The organism is Streptomyces sp. MUM 203J, from assembly GCF_022414595.1.
Classification (GTDB): Bacteria; Actinomycetota; Actinomycetes; order Streptomycetales; family Streptomycetaceae; genus Streptomyces.
Window position 1 is genome coordinate 1 of sequence record NZ_JADWYO010000001.1, and the last position, 16,992, is coordinate 16,992.

Annotated in this window: 15 protein-coding genes and 1 pseudogene; 4 read left to right on the forward strand and 12 right to left on the reverse strand. The window is 70.8% G+C overall.

What is annotated here, in order from left to right; translation table 11 throughout:
• Window positions 1-171 (reverse strand): annotated as a pseudogene (locus I3F58_RS00005) (methylmalonyl-CoA carboxyltransferase); the annotation flags it as partial.
• 380 nt (window positions 172-551) lie between these two features.
• On the opposite strand from I3F58_RS00005, the gene I3F58_RS00010 reads away from it, so the two are divergent.
• Window positions 552-851 (forward strand): hypothetical protein, encoded by a 300-nt coding sequence (locus I3F58_RS00010; protein WP_240106014.1) that lies wholly within the window; start codon window positions 552-554, stop codon window positions 849-851.
• Here I3F58_RS00010 and I3F58_RS00015 read toward each other — a convergent pair.
• Window positions 811-2,046 carry an acyltransferase gene (locus I3F58_RS00015; RefSeq protein WP_240106015.1) on the reverse strand — a complete coding sequence of 412 codons (1,236 nt, stop codon included), beginning with the start codon at window positions 2,044-2,046 and terminating at the stop codon, window positions 811-813. The genes I3F58_RS00010 and I3F58_RS00015 overlap by 41 nt on opposite strands.
• Window positions 2,047-2,343: 297 nt before the next feature.
• Here I3F58_RS00015 and I3F58_RS00020 point away from each other — a divergent pair, with 297 nt between their 5' ends.
• On the forward strand, window positions 2,344-3,801 hold the full coding sequence (locus I3F58_RS00020) for a DNRLRE domain-containing protein (RefSeq protein WP_240106016.1): 1,458 nt from the start codon (window positions 2,344-2,346) through the stop codon (window positions 3,799-3,801).
• A 90-nt stretch (window positions 3,802-3,891) separates the two neighbouring features.
• On the forward strand, window positions 3,892-4,308 hold the full coding sequence (locus tag I3F58_RS00025; protein ID WP_240106017.1) for a DUF5959 family protein: 417 nt from the start codon (window positions 3,892-3,894) through the stop codon (window positions 4,306-4,308).
• Window positions 4,309-4,378: 70 nt separating this feature from the next.
• Here the strand turns inward: I3F58_RS00025 and I3F58_RS00030 are convergent, their stop codons facing one another.
• From I3F58_RS00030 to ureA, 6 genes are all read right to left on the reverse strand, one after another.
• Complete coding sequence (locus I3F58_RS00030) at window positions 4,379-5,710, reverse strand: hypothetical protein (RefSeq protein WP_240106018.1); 1,332 nt, start codon at window positions 5,708-5,710, stop codon at window positions 4,379-4,381.
• Window positions 5,711-5,756: 46 nt separating this feature from the next.
• Window positions 5,757-7,364, reverse strand: a complete 1,608-nt coding sequence (gene cimA, locus I3F58_RS00035) for a citramalate synthase (RefSeq protein WP_240106019.1) — start codon at window positions 7,362-7,364, stop codon at window positions 5,757-5,759.
• 303 nt (window positions 7,365-7,667) lie between these two features.
• Window positions 7,668-8,216, reverse strand: a complete 549-nt coding sequence (locus I3F58_RS00040) for a TetR/AcrR family transcriptional regulator (RefSeq protein WP_240106307.1) — start codon at window positions 8,214-8,216, stop codon at window positions 7,668-7,670.
• A gap of 138 nt (window positions 8,217-8,354) precedes the next feature.
• Window positions 8,355-9,392, reverse strand: coding sequence for an agmatine/peptidylarginine deiminase (locus I3F58_RS00045; protein ID WP_240106020.1), 1,038 nt, complete (start codon window positions 9,390-9,392; stop codon window positions 8,355-8,357).
• Window positions 9,393-9,406: 14 nt separating this feature from the next.
• Window positions 9,407-11,089 carry an urease subunit alpha gene (locus I3F58_RS00050; RefSeq protein ID WP_240106021.1) on the reverse strand — a complete coding sequence of 561 codons (1,683 nt, stop codon included), beginning with the start codon at window positions 11,087-11,089 and terminating at the stop codon, window positions 9,407-9,409.
• Window positions 11,089-11,958 carry an urease subunit gamma gene (gene ureA / locus I3F58_RS00055; RefSeq protein ID WP_240106022.1) on the reverse strand — a complete coding sequence of 290 codons (870 nt, stop codon included), beginning with the start codon at window positions 11,956-11,958 and terminating at the stop codon, window positions 11,089-11,091. The genes I3F58_RS00050 and ureA overlap by 1 nt, the downstream gene beginning before the upstream one ends.
• Before the next feature lie 246 nt (window positions 11,959-12,204).
• Here ureA and I3F58_RS00060 point away from each other — a divergent pair, with 246 nt between their 5' ends.
• Window positions 12,205-12,348: a hypothetical protein gene (locus I3F58_RS00060; RefSeq protein WP_240106023.1), complete on the forward strand. Its 144-nt coding sequence runs from the start codon at window positions 12,205-12,207 to the stop codon at window positions 12,346-12,348.
• 54 nt (window positions 12,349-12,402) lie between these two features.
• Here I3F58_RS00060 and I3F58_RS00065 read toward each other — a convergent pair whose 3' ends face one another.
• The 4 genes from I3F58_RS00065 to pruA all read right to left on the reverse strand — a co-directional run bounded on the left by I3F58_RS00065 (window position 12,403) and on the right by pruA (window position 16,986).
• Entirely contained in the window at window positions 12,403-13,494 is a 1,092-nt protein-coding gene (locus I3F58_RS00065) for a branched-chain amino acid aminotransferase (protein ID WP_240106024.1), read from the reverse strand.
• Window positions 13,495-13,784: 290 nt separating this feature from the next.
• Window positions 13,785-14,828: a 3-isopropylmalate dehydrogenase gene (locus I3F58_RS00070; RefSeq protein ID WP_240106025.1), complete on the reverse strand. Its 1,044-nt coding sequence runs from the start codon at window positions 14,826-14,828 to the stop codon at window positions 13,785-13,787.
• Between the two features lie 91 nt (window positions 14,829-14,919).
• Complete coding sequence (locus I3F58_RS00075) at window positions 14,920-15,063, reverse strand: hypothetical protein (RefSeq protein WP_240106026.1); 144 nt, start codon at window positions 15,061-15,063, stop codon at window positions 14,920-14,922.
• A gap of 291 nt (window positions 15,064-15,354) precedes the next feature.
• Window positions 15,355-16,986: an L-glutamate gamma-semialdehyde dehydrogenase gene (pruA, locus tag I3F58_RS00080; protein WP_240106027.1), complete on the reverse strand. Its 1,632-nt coding sequence runs from the start codon at window positions 16,984-16,986 to the stop codon at window positions 15,355-15,357.
• Window positions 16,987-16,992 lie beyond the last annotated feature (6 nt).

The window sequence follows — 16,992 nt, forward strand, 5'->3', positions numbered from 1 at the left end:
GTCCAGCAGCAGCCCGATCCGCTCCCGCGCAGTCAGCTTTCCCTTGGCATGCTGCGCCTCGGTGGCCCGCTCACTGGGGCCGCGACGGGCCTCCTCGCGCAGGGCGTGCAGCTCGGCCACCCGCCCTCGGGCGTCGGTCGGCGCACCCTGGGTTTCGTCCACAACGGTCATGCCCCGACCCTACGGACCCCACCAAGCAAATCCCGCCGTCGACTCCACACAGTCTCCGAAGTCATCTCCTGTACCCCCCGAACAGAACCCGGACGGCGGGTGCCTGATCCACCAGGGGAACCCGGGGGTGGGTTGTGGAGACCCACCAAAGACCTGACCCTGAGCGGCTGCCCGGGCCAGGAACGCGGTGTCACCGCATACCTACCGTGTGCGGTGAGGAAGCGCACTTCCCCTGATCGCATCCGCAGTCCGGTCCGGCAGTCAGGCCCGCTTCCGGTCGGCGGTCCCGGGCCCCGCTTCGAGCCGCTGTGCCGTGACCGGGTGTCGCACCTCGCCGGCCCGGAAACCTCCGGCGGCCGCTCGACGTCTCCTGCGGCACGGTGGCTGACCCGACGGCCCGTACGAGCCACGAGCTCGACCCGCTGGTACGCGGTGCGGTCGGCCGGGAGACCGGTGTCCTGCTGTCGGTGGGCGAGGCGAAGGGGGACCCAGAAAACGGATACGAGCCATCTGGACGCCTCCGGTACACCCTGACGCTGCTGAAGGGGAAGGAAGTCGACACCATCCTCGCCAAGCCCGCCTGCTACAGCGGCGCGGGCTTCACCGAGGACCCCAGGGCGGCGGAGAAGCGTGGCGAGGTCATCCTCGTGGACCGGCACCGCTTACACGAGGGCGAGTAGGGCATACGGGCGTGTCCGCATCCGGAGCCGTCCGCGGAGCCGGTGTCACGGCGGGTTCCGCCGGTCGGGGCGGCTGCGGGCCCGCCGCGCGCAGCATGCGCTCCAAGGGGTGCTCCACCCAGTGGTAGGCAAGGCCGGAAAGGGCCTGGCTGACCACGATCACCAGCAACCACACCAGGGCTGTTGCGATCAGGTCGTCCGGACGGCCGTACATCGCCCGCCACGGCCGGATGACGATCTCGTGGATGAGGTACCACGCGAACGACCAGTGCCCGAGCCGCACCGTCCAGCGGCCGCTCAGGCCGGTCCTGCGCCCCTCCAGGTCCGCGCGCGCGGCCGCGGCGACGAGGAGCGCGAAGAGCGGCGTGGACAGCAGCTGCGACGCCTGCAGCGGACCGAACCAATCGGCGTCCGAGGTGTACCACGACCATGGGATCAGTGCCAGGTGCCAGGCCGCGGTGAGCGCCACGGCCGACCACAGGCCCACCGGCGGCCGCCAGCCACGGGCCACCGCGAGGCCCGCCGCGACACCGAGCATGAACTGGAGCATGCGGGTCAGCGGCAGGTAGTCAAGCGCCCACACCCGCGTCGCCACGTCGCTGAGCAGCGCGCCGCTCAGCCACACCAGGACCACGCCTGCGCACGTCAGCACCCAGATCCAGCGGCGGCCCCGGCCTGAGCGGAACGCCGGCAGCGCCATCAGCAGCGGGAAGAGCAGGTAGAACCAGGCCTCGTCGCTGAGCGACCAGGCCGCCGGATTGGCGCCCTTGACCGTGTCGGGCATCCAGGCGTGCACGAGGAACAGGTTCGCGACCACGGACTTCGCCGACACCATCGCTGTCTGGCCGAGCCAGATCCACACGGCGACAGACAGGGCACCCGTGACCGCCATGAGCGGCCAGATGCGGGCGAAGCGCCGCCAGAGGAAGACCTTCGCGGGAACCGCCTTGCCGTCGTACGTCCACGCCAGGACGAAGCCGGACAGGACGAAGAAGAAGGTGACACCGCTCCGGCCGTACCACACGGTCTGGCTGACACCGGGTATCTCACCGATCTGCCGGGAGAGGTGATAGAGCACGACCAGGAGAGCGGCCCAGAAGCGGAGCCCGGTCAGGGACGGCAGTCTGTCCCTCCCCGACAGGTCCGCCTGGGGTCTGCGGCGGGACCGGGAGCGTGTGTGGTTCGCGTGTCGCATCCCGCGATTATCGTGGCCCGCGGCCGAGGCGGTCGCCCCGGTCCCCTCTGTGCAGGGGCTCATATGCCCTGGGCGCCGCCGACTCGGCCAGGTGTCTGCCTTGCACAGGGGTTGTCTCCGAATCTGCCACTAAGTGACATGAACCGCCCCATCCCTCCCTGCCTCCGTCAGCGATCAATGTCACACAAATCCGTGCAGACCTTGTGATGCGCACTCCAGTGCTACTACACCTTCCCCTCACCTGATCATCACAGTGGGGGGAAGTCCGTGCGCCGCGCGCGTCCACTTGTCATATCCATGGCCTTCGTCATGGCTGTCATCGCCGGTACGGAGACCGCTGCCGCGACCGTGCTGCAGCGCTCCGGTCGCCCGGCAGCAACATCGGACGCGGGCGACGCGCCGGACCAGCGCTGGGGCAGCGCCGACGGACGCAGCCATCAGGCGGAGCTGGGCAGTACGGAGGCGAAGGCATCCGGTGGGCGCGACAAGGTGCTGACCGCTCCCGGACAACTCGGCCAGGAGACCGGGGTCTCGGATGTTCGGCTCCCCGGGCCGCCGAAGCCGCCTGCCATGGGCGAGGTTCGGAAGATGCCCGCGCCCGACGTCGAGGAAGCCGCTTCCGGCTCCGACGAGAAGTCCGGTTTCGACGAGAAGCGGAGCAAGGAGCTTCCGGAGCAGCGCGGCGAGCGCACGCGGACGTTTCTGAACCAGGACGGCACCTACACCACCCGCTTCTACAACGAGCCCGTCAACCACCGGCAGGACGAGCGCGGATCCTGGGAGGAGATCGACGCCTCGCTCGTCAAGCCCTCGGGCCCGCGGGGGATGAGTGGCTCCGACGAGATGTGGGAGACGCGCTCGACCCAGGCCGATGCGCGGTTGGGTGAGACCGCCGACGCCTCACCGCTGGTGCGCATGAGCGTGGCTGACGGGCTGTCCGTGGGCTACTCCGTCGAAGGCGCGGTCGGCAGTCGCGGGGAGGTGAAGGGCAGCACCATCACCTACACCGACGTGCGTCCCGACTCCGACATCCAACTCCTCGCCTCCAACAGCACGGTGAAGGAGACCATCGTTCTGAAGAGCTCGGACGCTCCAACCCGGTGGCGTTTCCCGCTGGAGCTGGACGGCTTGAACGCCCGACTGGACGACGACGGTGCCGTGGTGTTCAGCGACTCCTCTGGTGCGGAGCGGGCGCGCATGCCGCGCGGCTGGATGGAGGACTCGGCCGTCGCCGAGAACGCCAACCAGGGCGCCATCTCGGACGGCGTCACGTACGAGCTTGATGAACAGGACGGCCGCCTCGTCCTCACCGTCACGCTCGACGGGGAGTGGCTGACCGAGCCCGAGCGGGTCTTCCCCGTACGCGTCGACCCCTCCGTGACGCGGATCAGCGCGACGTCCGGCACCTACGTCCAGCATCCCTACAACACCAACTTCTCCACCAACACCGTGCTGAAGGCCGGTACCTACGACGGTGGCGGGCACAAGGCCGTCTCGTTCCTCAAGTTCGCCGGAGTCGAGTCCTCGCTGAAGAACGCCTGGATCCTCGGCGCGAACCTGGCCCTTTACAACACCTGGTCCTACTCCTGCAATGCCCGTCCCGTGACGGTCCACCCGGTCACGGCCAACTGGTCCGAAGGCACCACGAACCAGTACCCCGGCCCGGCGACCGGCCCCTCCCTCGCCTCCAAGAGCTTCGCCCACGGCTGGCGCCCCGCTAGCCGGTCCTCCGGCGGCTCCCTCTCTTCCCCCTAGGATCGAGTGGAGGAATTCACTCAACAGCACGCAGCAGAGAGAACGGAAGGCCAGGAATCCCAATCACCCGTCACTACACAGTAGGCATCTATGGCGAAGCAAGACACGATCACGCTGATTAGCTTCAATGATCACATCCAAAGCCTGGAAGTGCACCTATCGCTCGAGGCTTCCTACGCAATGCAGAGCGAGCGATACCACTCGGCTGAAATCGAACTGAAAAGCGACTTCGTTAGTGGTCGCGTCAGCCTGCAGATATCGCTTCGAGACTTGGACGACTGGGAGCGCTGCCTCACTTCATTGAACGCCGACGAGGGAATCGAATGGCCTGCGGGCGGGCGTAGCGCATGGCTCGCGGTGACTCCCGATGATCCAGTAGAAGTAACCGTGCACGACTCACCGTCAACGCAGATATCTGTACGCATACCGATCGATGTGGATGACGATTGGCTGGATGACAGTCGACGGCGACTTGCGTTCGCCAGGAATGCCATTGCACGGGAATGAGAGCCATCTTCCCGCGTCGCAACCAATTCACGCTTCCTGACGATACGAGGAAGAAGAGGAGTGCGGCTGGTCAGAACCCCCCACCGAAGTCCCCGCCGCCGAACCCGCCGCCCCAGTCCCCTCCCCCACCGCCTCCGCCGAAATCGCCGCCGAAGCCAGAACCCGCGGAGTCGGCGCCGCCGAAGTCGCCGCCCTGGAAGTCGGCGCCGCCGTATTCGGCGGCGTAGGCCGGGGTGGAGAGCATGGAGCCGAGCATGGTGCCCATCAGGAGGCCGGGGAGGAGGCCGCCCGTGTAGTAGCCGGCGGCCCAGGGGCCGTAGGCGGGGCCGGCCTCCCAGTACGGGCGGGGGCCGTCGGGGGTGTCGACGGTGCGGGCGTCGGGTGGGGCGCCCGCCTTCAGGCGGGACTCGTCGGACGCGCAGACCGGGACCTCGCGGGGTGTGCCGCCCGGTGGGGTCCAGGAGAGCTCGGTGACCGACGGGCCGTGGCGCGGGTCGAAGAAGCAGGGTGCCCGCCGCTCGGGAAGCGGGCGGCCCTCGCGGCGGGCGGCAAGGACGGCCAGCGTGTGGCGGCCGTCCGCCAGGGCCTCGGTCACCGCACGGACGTCGTGGGGGTGACGGGCCTGGTCCATGAGCTGCTTCGCCTTGTCGTAGGTGTCCAGGGCGTTTCCGTAGTCCGTGCGCGTGGTGTCGTCGTCGGCGGGGTGGAGGTCGAGCCGGTCCAGCTCCTCGCCGTACGCCGTGATGTCCTCGTCCACGACCGTGCGGAGCTTGCCGAGGGCCTCCTGCTCCTCCGCCCTCCTGCGGCCCCGCTTGCGGAGGGTGACCGCCGTCGCGCCCGCGCCCGTCGCCAGCAGCAGCGTGCCCATCGTGATCAGGCCGCCTACCGAGACCCTCTCGCCCGGTGAACCCGCCCAGGAGGCGGGGGCCGAGCCGCGCATCTGCGGCAGGGCCTGGTCGGCGAAGTTGTTCAGCTGGGTGGTGGCGTCCACCCCGGGGCCGCTCACCCCGGTCACCAGGTTCTCGACCGTCGGCTGCGACAGGACCACCCGGTCCGCGCCCGCGTCGAAGGCGTCACCCAGCCTCACCCCGTACACGCCGGTCACACCGGTGAGCGCGCGCAGATCCTGGAGGAGGTCTTCCTCGGGGAAGTCGGCCGTGGCCGGGAGGACCGCCAGCATGAGCGGCTTGTCCGCCTGGATGATCTTCTGCTCCAGGGCCCGCTCCGCCGAGGGCGGGAGCTGGGCCGTCGCCGCCGGGTGGACGTAGACCGGGCCCTGCTTGAGCGCGCTCGCCGCGTCCCGCAGCGCGTCGGAGGCCGCCTTCGCACCCGTGGCGGGCGCCAGTGCCAGGAGGAGCGCCAGCACCAGGCCCGCGAGGATCGAAAGCGGCCTTGCCCTCATATCATCGACAGTACCTCTTTGTCCCTGTTTGGGGGATTGCGGGATGTCAGTCCCTCCTGGGTACCACACCCGCCCTCAGCAGGCCGTAGGTGTACGCGTCCACCAGCGCCTGCCACGAGGCCGCGATCACGTTCTCGCCCACACCCACCGTCGACCACTCCGTGTCCCCGTCGGTGGTCGTGATCAGGACACGGGTCGTGGACTCCGTGCCGTGCCGTCCCTCCAGGATGCGGACCTTGTAGTCGACCAGCTCGAACTTGGTGAGCTGCGGGTGGATCCGCTCCAGGGCGGTCAGCAGCGCCCGGTCCAGGGCGTTGACCGGGCCGTTGCCCTCCGCCGTGGCGACGATCCGCTCCCCGTCCGCCCACAGTTTGACCGTGGCCTCGTTCGCGTGGGTGCCGTCCGGACGGTCCTCGACGATCGCCCGCCAGGACTCGGTACGGAAGTAGCGGATGGGGTGGCCCTCCGCCTCCTCCCGCAGCAGGAGCTCGAAGGAGGCGTCCGCGGCCTCGTACGTGTAGCCCTGGAGCTCCCGCTCCTTGACCCGCTCCACCACGCGGCCCACCAGCTCCCGGTCGTCGCCCAGGTCGACGCCGAGTTCCTTGCCCTTCAGCTCGACCGAGGCGCGGCCGGCCATGTCGGAGACCAGCATCCGCATGGTGTTGCCGACCTGTTCCGGGTCGATGTGCTGGTACAGGTCCGGGTCCACCTTGATCGCGGAGGCGTGCAGGCCCGCCTTGTGCGCGAAGGCCGAGACGCCGACGTACGGCTGGTGGGTGGAGGGGGTGAGGTTGACGACCTCCGCGATGGCGTGGCTGATCCGGGTCATCTCGGCCAGCGCGCCCTCGGGGAGGACCGGTCTGCCGTACTTCAGCTCCAGGGCCGCGACCACCGGGAACAGGTTCGCGTTGCCGACGCGCTCGCCGTAGCCGTTGGCGGTGCACTGGACGTGGGTGGCGCCGCCGTCGACCGCGGCCAGGGTGTTGGCGACCGCGCAGCCCGTGTCGTCCTGGGCGTGGATGCCGAGCCGGGCGCCGGTGTCGGCCAGGACCGTGGAGACCACCGCCTGGACCTGCGGCGGGAGCATGCCGCCGTTGGTGTCGCAGAGGACGACGACGTCGGCGCCCGCCTCGTGCGCGGCCCGCACGACCGCCTTCGCGTACTGCGGGTTCGCCTTGTAGCCGTCGAAGAAGTGCTCGCAGTCGACGAAGACCCGGCGGCCCTGCTCGCGCAGGTACGAGACGGTGTCCCGGACCATGGCCAGGTTCTCGTCCAGGGTGGTGCGCAGGGCCAGCTCCACATGCCGGTCGTGCGACTTCGCCACCAGGGTGACGACCGGGGCCCCGGAGTCCAGCAGCGCCCTGACCTGCGGGTCCTCGGAGGCCTGGATACCTGCGCGGCGGGTGGCGCCGAAGGCCACGAGCTGGGCGTGCCTGAAGTCGATCTCCGCGCGGGCGCGGGCGAAGAACTCGGTGTCGCGGGGGTTGGCGCCGGGCCAGCCGCCCTCGATGAAGCCCACGCCGAACTCGTCCAGGTGCCGGGCGATGGTCAGCTTGTCGGCGACGGTGAGGTTGATGCCCTCGCGCTGGGCGCCGTCGCGCAGTGTCGTGTCGAACACGTGGAAGGTGTCGTCGACGTGCTGATCACTGGTCATGGCTGCTGTCCTGCTCCTGTGGGGATGTGGCTCCGGGTCCGGAACACCGGAATGAAGGGCTCCACTTGTCCCTGTCTTCGCGCGCCGTCCGCCGCACTCCCGGGTGGGGGGCCGGAAAACGAAAAAACCCCTCGCGGGTGCGAGAGGTCTGCGCGCGGGTCTGGGACACGGTGTCCGCCGCCCGACAAGGTGTGGGTGTCGGGTCAGCGGTCACTGCGGACCGGCGCGCTGCTGCCGATAATCATCGGGTTTGCGAGCACGATGGCAGTTTGCCATACACCGGCCGAGGTGTGGGCAAGGGTCTCACGATGCGGTCAGCAGGGTCTGCTGCAGGTGCTCCTCCACGTGCGCGAGCACCTGGTCCCGGCCCGTGCCGGGTATCCCCACCGCCACGTGCACGCTGAACCCGTCCAGCAGGGCCCGCAGCCGGGTCGCGTACCGGTCGGGGTCCACCGCCCGCAGCTCGCCGCGCGAGACCCCCTCGGCCAGCAGCGCCACCAGGTCCCGGTGCCAGGCGCCCTCGATGGCGGCCTGCCGGGCGCGGGCGTCCGCGTCGGCGTTCTGCGACCGGTTCCAGACCTCCAGCCACAGCGTCCAGTGCGGGTCGCGCGGCCCGTCGGGGACGTAGAGGCCGACGTACTCGGTCAGCCGCTCCCCCACCGGCAGGTCCTGGCGCGACAGCAGCGCGCTGCGCTCGGCACCGAGGCGGCCCTCGCTCCACTCCAGGGTCTGGAGCAGCAGCTCGTCCTTGGTGTGGAAGTAGTAGATGAGGTGACCGCTGCTCATGCCGACCTCGCGGCCGAGCCCCGCCATGGTGAGGCCTTCGAGCCCGCGCTCGGCGATCATCGCCATGGCGGCGGCCAGCACCTCCTCACGGGGAGGCGCGGCGTTCCGCCGCCGTGCCGCGGCGGCCCTGGGTGATTCGTTCACGCGTACGTTCTACCTGATCACGAGCGGCCCGCCCCAGTGGACGGGCCGCGAGGGCAAGTGTCAGAGCTTCGGCTGCTGCTGGGTGATGCAGTGGATGCCGCCGCCGCCCGCGAAGATCGTGCGGGCGTCGACCAGGGTGACCGTGCGGTCCGGGAAGAGACGGCGGAAGATCCCGGCGGCGATCTCGTCACGCGGGTCGTCGAAGCCGCAGAGGACCACACCCCCGTTGCAGAGGTAGTGGTTGATGTACGAGTAGTCGACCCACTCGCCGTCCTCCCGCAGGACCGTCGGCGCGGGCACCTCCACGACCTCCAGCGCGCGGCCCCTGGCGTCCGTCCGGGACCGCAGCAGCGCCACGATCTCCTTGCACAGCTCGTGGTCCGGGTGGGCCGGGTCGGGCTGGGTGTGGGCGACCACGACACCCGGGCGGGCGAACGCGGCGACGATGTCGACATGGCCGCGGGTGCCGAACTTGCCGTAGTCGCCGGTGAGTCCGCGCGGCAGCCAGATCGCCTTGCTGGTACCGAGCCTCGCGTGGATCTCCGCCTCGACCTGGGCGCGGGTCCAGCCGGGGTTGCGCTCGGGGCCGAGCTGGACGGTGTCGGTGAGCAGGACCGTGCCCTCGCCGTCCACGTGGACGGCACCGCCCTCGTTGACGAGGGGGCTGCTGTGCACGGTGACCTCGGCCGCGTCCGCGACATGGCGGGCGATCTTGGAGTCATGCTCCCAGCGGGCCCAGTCGGCGGCGCCCCAGCCGTTGAACACCCAGTCCACGGCGGCCAGTTCACTGCCGTTGGTGACGAAGGTCGGGCCGATGTCGCGCATCCACGCGTCGTCGAGGTCCCGTTCGAGAAGCTCGACGTCCGGGCCGAGCGCCTCACGGGCCGAGGCGGCGTCGCCGGGGGCCACGACCATCGTGACCGGCTCGAACCGGCGCACGGCGCGGGCCACCCGCGCCCAGGCGGTGCGGGCCTCGGCCAGTTCCCCGGCATCGGTGAAGGTGGGGTTGGGGCTGGGCCAGGCCATCCAGGTGCGCTCGTGGGGAGCCCACTCTGCCGGCATGCGGAAGGTCGCGGGGGCTGTCTTGGGGGCTGTCATGGGGAGCTGGATCCTCAGAGGAAGTAGAGGCGGTTGAGGGAGACGGAGTCGGCGGGGTCCGAGCGGACCGGGTCGCCGTCGAGCGTGACCAGGCCCGTGCGGCCGTCCACGGCCACTTCTCCGATGCGGGAGTTGAGGAGGAGGTTTCCGGGGCCGATGCCGCGGGTGCCGCGGACGGCCACCCTGCGGCGCCTGGTCGGCATCCGGTCGCCGTCCAGCCGGGCCGCCGCACCGGACACGAACGCGACCGAGATGTCCGCCGCCGTGGCGCCGTGTGCGCCGAACTGCGGTCCCAGCACCAGGGGTTCGCAGGTGTCGGTGGCCGCGTTGGGGTCGCCCACGACCCCGTACGCCGGGAAACCCGCCTTCAGGACGAGCTGCGGCTTCGCACCGAAGAACTCCGGCCGCCACAGCACGATGTCGGCCAGCTTGCCGACCTCGATGGAGCCGACCTCGTGTGCGAGGCCGTGGGCGATGGCCGGGTTGATGGTGAGCTTGGCCATGTAGCGCAGGACGCGGGCGTTGTCGTCGCCGTCCCCGTCTCCCTCCAGCGGGCCCAGCTCGGCCTTCATCTTCCCCGCCATGGCGAAGGTCCGGCGTACGGTCTCGCCGGCCCTTCCCATGCCCTGCGCGTCCGACGAGGTGATGCCGATCGCGCCGAGGTCGTGCAGCACGTCCTCCGCGCCCATCGTCCCGGACCGGATGCGGTCGCGGGCCATGGCGGCGTCGCCGGGCAGGTCGGTCTTGAGGTCGTGGACGGAGACGATCATCCCGTAGTGCTCCGCGACCGCGTCCCGCCCGAAGGGGAGCGTGGGGTTGGTGGAGGAGCCGATGACGTTGGGGACGCCAGCCATCTTCAGGACGTTGGGGACGTGTCCGCCGCCGCAGCCCTCGATGTGGAACGCGTGGATCGTCCGGCCTTCGAGGACCTTCAGGGTGTCCTCGACCGACAGGCACTCGTTGAGGCCGTCGCTGTGCAGGGCGACCTGGACGTCGTGCTCCTCGGCCACGCGCAGGGCCGTGTCGAGGGCGCGGGTGTGGGCGCCCATGTCCTCATGGACCTTGAAGCCGGACGCGCCTCCCTCGGCCAGCGCCTCGACGAGCGGCGCGGGGTCCGAGGACGAGCCGCGGGCCAGGAAACCGATGTTGACGGGCCAGGCGTCGAACGCGTTGAACGCGTGCTTCAGCGCCCAGGGGGAGTTGACGCCGACGCCCCAGACCGGGCCGAACTCCTGGCCGATGACCGTGGTCACGCCGGAGGCGAGGGACGCCTCCATGATGCGGGGGGAGAGCAGGTGGACGTGGGTGTCCACGGCACCGGCGGTGGCGATCAGGCCCTCGCCGGACACGATGCTCGTGCCCGTGCCCACGACCACGTCGACGCCGTCGAGGGTGTCCGGGTTGCCCGCTCGGCCGATGGCGTGGATCCGGCCCTCGCGGATGCCGACGGACACCTTGCGGATGCCTTGGACGGCGTCGATGACGAGGACGTTGCTGATGACGACGTCGCAGGTCTCACGTACGGCGGCGGCCTTTAGGTGCAGTCCGTCGCGGGCCGTCTTGCCGAAGCCCGCCAGGAACTCGTCACCCGGCTTCTGGGCGTCCGACTCGACGCGTACGGTCAGGCCGGAGTCGCCGAGGCGGACGCGGTCGCCCGTACGGGGGCCGTGGACGGAGGCGTACTCGTAGGGGTCCATCAGGCGTTCTCCTCCGCTCCGGCGGGTTCCGTCTCGGCCGTCGCGGCGGCTGCGGGGCCTGCCGCCAGGGCGGCCTCCGGAAGGGTCGGCGGAGGTGCGACGGGGGGTGCCGTACGGGGTGCCGCCGGACTCGGTGTCCGCGCCGGTTCCGCCGGGCGCGGTGTCGCCGGGCCCGTCACCTGTTCCGGTGCCGCCCCCAGGTAGCCGCAGGCCGCCGCCCGGCGCAGGGCCTCCTCCTTCGCGCCCGGGGCGTCCAGCGGCCCGTCGACCAGGCCCGCGAAGCCGATCGCGACACGGTCGCCGCCGACCGGGACGAGGCCCACCTCGGCCTCGCCGCCCGGGTCGAAGCGCATGGAGGAGCCGGCCGGGACGCACAGGCGCATGCCGTACGCGGCGGCCCGGTCGAAGCGGAGCCGGGGGTTCGCCTCGAAGAAGTGGAAATGGCTGGTGACGCTGACCGGGACGGTCGCGGTGTTGCGGACCGTGAGCCTCAGTTCCGGCACCAGACCGGCGTAGCCGGGGCCGGGGAGGAGGGCGCCGGGGGCGTCCTCACCCCCGGTGGCGGCGGCGCCCACGGGGTCGGTGACCACCGCCAGGCGGGAGCCGTCGTCGAAGACGGCCTCGACGTGGACCTCGGTGACGACATCGGCCACGCCCGGCAGGACGTCGTCGGGGCCGAGGACGGCGCGGGCCGCCTCGACGGCCTCCGCGAGCCGGCGGCCGTCCCTGGCCGCCTCGCACACGGTGTCCGCGATGAGGGCCGTGGCCTCGGGGACGTTGAGCCGCAGACCGCGGGCGCGGCGGGCCCGGGCGAGTTCGGCGGCTCCGAAAAGGAGCAGGCGGTCGCGTTCCGTCGGGGTCAGTCGCATGTCGTTCACCTCCTGGCGGGGACTTTTGAGCGTCACTCTAACCATGAAGCGAACGCAAGCGGTAGGGGTTCGCGACCTTGTATTGAGTACTGCTCAAATGTCCGCCGTTCCGTCCCTTCCCCAAACCGGGGAGCTGCGCCGGGCCCCCGGCACGAAACGGCGGGCCGGCAGGGCGTCGGGCACAACCCGACCGCCGGTGCGGGCGTCTTCCCTGGTGAGCTGGTCTTCTACGAGAACGGGGTGGGCATGGAGGAAGTCGTCGGGTCCCTCGTCGTGCGAGGGCTCAGGACCGCGGCCGGGATCGTCGCGTGGTCCGGGGACGCGCTGCTGGTCGGGCTGGAGTGGCTGCTGGACCGGAAGCGGAAGCCGAAGCGCGGGCGCGAGAAGTGAAGGGCCCGGCTCGCATGCTGCGAGCCGGGCCCTTCGGGGGAGCCTGGAGTGGCGTTACGCGACCGGGTGGGTCCAGCCGTGGGTGTCGGGGGACGCGCCGGTCTGGATGGACAGGAGCGCCTCGCGCAGCTTCAGGGTGACCTCGCCGGGCTCGCCGTCGCCCTGGGTCCACTCGCCGTTCGCGGACTTGACCGTGCCGACCGGGGTGATGACCGCCGCGGTGCCGCACGCGAACACCTCGGTCAGGGTGCCGTTCTCGGTGTCCCGGCGCCACTGCTCGGTGGAGATGCGGCCCTCCTCGGACGTATAGCCGAGGTCCCGGGCGACCTGGAGGAGGGAGTCACGGGTGATCCCGGCCAGGAGCGAACCGGTCAGCTCGGGGGTGACGATGCGGTCCCCGTACACGAAGTACAGGTTCATGCCGCCCATCTCCTCGACCCACTTGTGCTCCAGCGCGTCGAGCCAGACGACCTGGTCGCAGCCCTTCGCCGCGGCCTCGGCCTGGGCGAGCAGGGAGGCCGCGTAGTTGCCGCCGGTCTTGGCGAAGCCCATGCCGCCGGGGACGGCTCGGACGTAGTTCTCCGACAGCCAGACGGAGACCGGCTTGACGCCGCCGGGGAAGTACGCGCCCGCCGGGGAGGCGATCACGATGAAGAGGTACTCGTTCGCCGGGCGGACCCCCAGGCCCACCTCGTTGGCGATCATGAAGGGACGCAGGTACAGGGACTCCTCGCCGCCGTGCGGCGGGACCCAGGCCTGGTCCTGCCTGACCAGCGCGTCGCACGCGGCGACGAAGGTCTCGACCGGCAGCTCCGGCATGGCCAGGCGGCGGGCGGAGAGCTGGAACCGCCTGGCGTTGGCCTCCGGGCGGAAGAGGGAGACCGAGCCGTCGGGGCGGCGGTAGGCCTTCAGACCCTCGAAGATCTCCTGCGCGTAGTGCAGGGTCATGTTCGCCGGGTCGATGGACAGCGGCGCGTACGGCACCAGCTCGGCGTCGTGCCAGCCGCGGCCCTCGGTCCACTTGACGACCACCATGTGGTCGGTGAAGTGGCGGCCGAAGCCGGGGCTGGCGAGGATCGCCTCGCGCTCCGCGTCGGACAGCGGGTTCGAGGAGGGCTTCAGCTCGATCGTCGTGGGCGTCGTCATGAGTGCATGTCCTTCACCGGTTCGTGTGTGACGGACCGCGCCTCACGCCGTTCCTGCCGCTGTCGCTGCTGCTCCGTGCTGCTGCCAGGACGTCTGGGCGTCACCGCATGCCGCGGCCCCGCGTTCGATTATCGCCCGGGGGGCCCGGCCGGGGAAACGGGCGGTGGGTGTGACCCTGTGCGAGCGCGCCGTCCGGCGCCGGGGCGCACCCGGGCCGCGCATGCGGAAGCCGCCGGGCGCGGGGGCGCGGCCCGGCGGCTTCACCTGGCTGTTTCCGGGTCCGTGTCGGGTCAGCCCGCCACCCGCGCCGCCAGGGCGTCACCGGTCTCGTCCGTAGTACGGGCGGCGGAGCCCGCGCGCTCGGTCAGGTCTGCGGCGACGGCCTCCTCGATGCGGGCGGCCTCCGTGCCGTATCCGAGGTGGCGCAGGAGCAGTGCCACGGACAGGACCGTGGCCGTGGGGTCGGCCTTGCCGGTGCCCGCGATGTCGGGCGCCGAGCCGTGCACGGGCTCGAACATGGACGGGAAGGCACCCGTCGGGTTGATGTTGCCGGAGGCGGCCAGCCCGATGCCGCCGGTGACGGCCGCGGCGAGGTCGGTGAGGATGTCACCGAAGAGGTTGTCGGTGACGATGACGTCGAACCGCTCCGGCTGGGTGACGAAGAAGATCGTCGCGGCGTCGACGTGCAGGTAGTCGGTGGTGACCTCGGGGTACTCCTCGCCCACCTTGTCGAAGATCCTCTTCCACATGTGTCCGGCGTACACGAGGACGTTGTTCTTGTGGACCAGGGTCAGCTTCTTGCGCGGGCGGGCGTCGGCGCGCTCGTAGGCGTCCCGGACGACGCGCTCGACGCCGTACGCGGTGTTCACGCTGACCTCGGTGGCGACCTCGGCGGGCGTGCCGGTGCGCAGGGCACCGCCGTTGCCGGTGTAGGGCCCCTCGGTGCCCTCGCGGACGACCACGAAGTCGATGTCGGGACGCCCGGCGAGCGGGGTCTCGGTCTGCGGGAACAGCTTCGACGGACGCAGGTTCACGTAGTGGTCGAAGGCGAACCGCAGTTTGAGGAGCAGCCCGCGCTCCAGGACGCCGGAGGGCACGGACGGGTCACCGATGGCGCCCAGCAGGATGGCGTCGTGCCCCTTGAGGGACTCCAGCTCCGCGTCGGGGAGGGTCTCCCCGGTGCGGTGCCAGCGCCGGGCGCCGAGGTCGTACTCCTTGGTCTCCAGCTTCACGTCCTGCGGGAGGACGGCCCGGAGGACCTTGAGTCCCTGGGCCACGACCTCCTGGCCGATGCCGTCACCGGGGATCACTGCGAGATTGATGCTGCGAGACATGTCGGCACCCTACTCTTCGTCCCATTGCCTGACATCGACCGTCCACCATGTGGACCACGCGCGAGCAGGCGCAGGGCCGCGGCCGACCGGCTCAGTGGCCGGTCGCGCCGCCGTTGTCCCGGCGGTCGAGGGCGCGCTGCAGCGCGGCGGCGGCGTTCTTGCGCTCGGCCTCGGCGGAGCGGGCGGCGGCGTGGCGGACACGGACACGGGCGGGGCGGGGGGCGGCGAAAGACATCGCGGATCGACTCCTTCAGACGAGGGGGATGAAGGCGCCGGAAGGGGCGGGAGGCGCGGCCACAGGGGTTGCCTGTCAGGGGCGAATCGCGCGCTCGACCGCCGTTCGCTGGTGAAGCGAGACGTTCGGCTCCTACAAAGCTAAGCGAGCCGGGCGCCTCTGTCTCCACAATTACTCGGACTTCCTACTATCTGAGACGGCGCGGCCCCCGCGGACATGAGACCGCCCCCGTCCGGCGTGAGGGCGCCGAAGGGGGGCGGTGTCCGCGGGGGCGTGAGCCCGCGCCGGGCGTCAGCCCATGTGCGGGTAGCCGTACTCGGTCGGCGGGACCAGCGTCTCCTTGATGGCGCGGGTCAGCGTCCAGCGCATCAGGTTCTGCGGGGCGCCCGCCTTGTCGTTCGTACCGGACGCGCGGCCACCGCCGAAGGGCTGCTGGCCGACGACGGCGCCGGTCGACTTGTCGTTGATGTAGAAGTTGCCGGCCGCGTAGCGCAGCTTGTCCATCGTGTACCGGGCGGCGGCGCGGTCGTTGGCGATGACCGCGCCGGTCAGCGCGTAGGCCGAGACGGACTCCATCTGCTCCAGCATGGCGTCGTACTGGTCGTCCTCGTACACGTACACCGCCAGGAACGGGCCGAAGTACTCGGTCGTGAAGACCTCGTTCGACGGGTCGGTGCACTCGACGACGGTCGGGCGGACGAAGTAGCCCACCGAGTCGTCGTACGTGCCGCCGGCGACGACGGTGCAGGTCGGGTCGGCCTTGGCCCGGTCGATCGCGGCCTTGTTCTTGGCGAACGCGCGGTCGTCGATGACGGCGCCGATGAAGTTCGACAGGTCGGACACGTCGCCCATCCTGATGCCGTCGACCTCGGCCGCGAACTCCTCCTTGAAGCCGGAGTTCCAGATGGAGGCCGGGATGTACGCGCGCGAGCTCGCGGAGCACTTCTGGCCCTGGAACTCGAAGGAGCCGCGGGTCAGCGCGGTCTTAAGGACGGCGCGGTCGGCGCTCGGGTGCGCGACGACGAAGTCCTTGCCGCCCGTCTCGCCGACGATCCGCGGGTAGGAGCGGTACTTCTCGATGTTGGCACCGACGGTCTTCCACAGGTGCTGGAAGGTCTTCGTCGAACCGGTGAAGTGGATGCCGGCGAGCATCGGGTGGTTCAGGGCCACCTCGGAGACGGCGATGCCGTCGCCCGTCACCAGGTTGATGACGCCCTTCGGCAGCCCGGCCTCCTCCAGCAGCTCCATGAGCAGCACGGCGGCGTGGGTCTGCGTCGGGGACGGCTTCCAGACCACCACGTTGCCCATGAGGGCGGGGGCGGTGGGGAGGTTGCCGGCGATCGCGGTGAAGTTGAACGGCGTGATCGCGTAGACGAAGCCCTCGAGCGGGCGGTGGTCGAGGCGGTTCCAGACGCCCGGGGAGTTCGCCGGCGGCTGCTCGGCCAGCAGGTCACGGGCGTACTTGACGTTGAAGCGCCAGAAGTCGATCAGCTCGCACGGGGTGTCGATCTCGGCCTGCTGGGCGGTCTTCGACTGGCCGAGCATGGTGGAGGCGGCCAGCGTCTCGCGCCACGGGCCCGACAGCAGGTCGGCGGCGCGCAGGAAGATCGCGGCGCGGTCGTCGAAGGACATCGCGCGCCAGCCGGGCGCGGCGGCCAGGGCCGCGTCGACGGCGTCCTGGGCGTCCTCCCGGGTGGCACCGACGAACGTGCCGATGACGGCCTGGTGGTTGTGCGGCTGCACGACGTTCACCCGCTCGCCGCGGCCCATGCGCTTGACGCCGTTGATGGTCATGGGCAGGTCGATGGGGTTCTCGGCCAGCTCCTTGAGCTTGGCCTCCAGCCGTGCGCGCTCCGCAGAACCGGGGGCGTAGCCGTGCACCGGCTCGTTGACCGGGGCGGGGACCTGGGTCACAGCGTCCATGGTTTA

Coding starts and splice junctions, on each gene's coding strand:
- I3F58_RS00025 (WP_240106017.1), top strand. CDS start 3,892: ATGGCGAAGCAAGACACGATCACGCTGATTAGCTTCAATGATCACATC.
- I3F58_RS00020 (WP_240106016.1), top strand. CDS start 2,344: ATGGCCTTCGTCATGGCTGTCATCGCCGGTACGGAGACCGCTGCCGCG.
- I3F58_RS00060 (WP_240106023.1), top strand. CDS start 12,205: ATGGAGGAAGTCGTCGGGTCCCTCGTCGTGCGAGGGCTCAGGACCGCG.
- I3F58_RS00075 (WP_240106026.1), bottom strand. CDS start 15,063: ATGTCTTTCGCCGCCCCCCGCCCCGCCCGTGTCCGTGTCCGCCACGCC.
- ureA (WP_240106022.1), bottom strand. CDS start 11,958: ATGCGACTGACCCCGACGGAACGCGACCGCCTGCTCCTTTTCGGAGCC.
- pruA (WP_240106027.1), bottom strand. CDS start 16,986: ATGGACGCTGTGACCCAGGTCCCCGCCCCGGTCAACGAGCCGGTGCAC.
- I3F58_RS00030 (WP_240106018.1), bottom strand. CDS start 5,710: ATGAGGGCAAGGCCGCTTTCGATCCTCGCGGGCCTGGTGCTGGCGCTC.
- I3F58_RS00065 (WP_240106024.1), bottom strand. CDS start 13,494: ATGACGACGCCCACGACGATCGAGCTGAAGCCCTCCTCGAACCCGCTG.
- I3F58_RS00045 (WP_240106020.1), bottom strand. CDS start 9,392: ATGACAGCCCCCAAGACAGCCCCCGCGACCTTCCGCATGCCGGCAGAG.
- I3F58_RS00015 (WP_240106015.1), bottom strand. CDS start 2,046: ATGCGACACGCGAACCACACACGCTCCCGGTCCCGCCGCAGACCCCAG.
- I3F58_RS00040 (WP_240106307.1), bottom strand. CDS start 8,216: ATGGCGATGATCGCCGAGCGCGGGCTCGAAGGCCTCACCATGGCGGGG.
- cimA (WP_240106019.1), bottom strand. CDS start 7,364: ATGACCAGTGATCAGCACGTCGACGACACCTTCCACGTGTTCGACACG.
- I3F58_RS00070 (WP_240106025.1), bottom strand. CDS start 14,828: ATGTCTCGCAGCATCAATCTCGCAGTGATCCCCGGTGACGGCATCGGC.
- I3F58_RS00050 (WP_240106021.1), bottom strand. CDS start 11,089: ATGGACCCCTACGAGTACGCCTCCGTCCACGGCCCCCGTACGGGCGAC.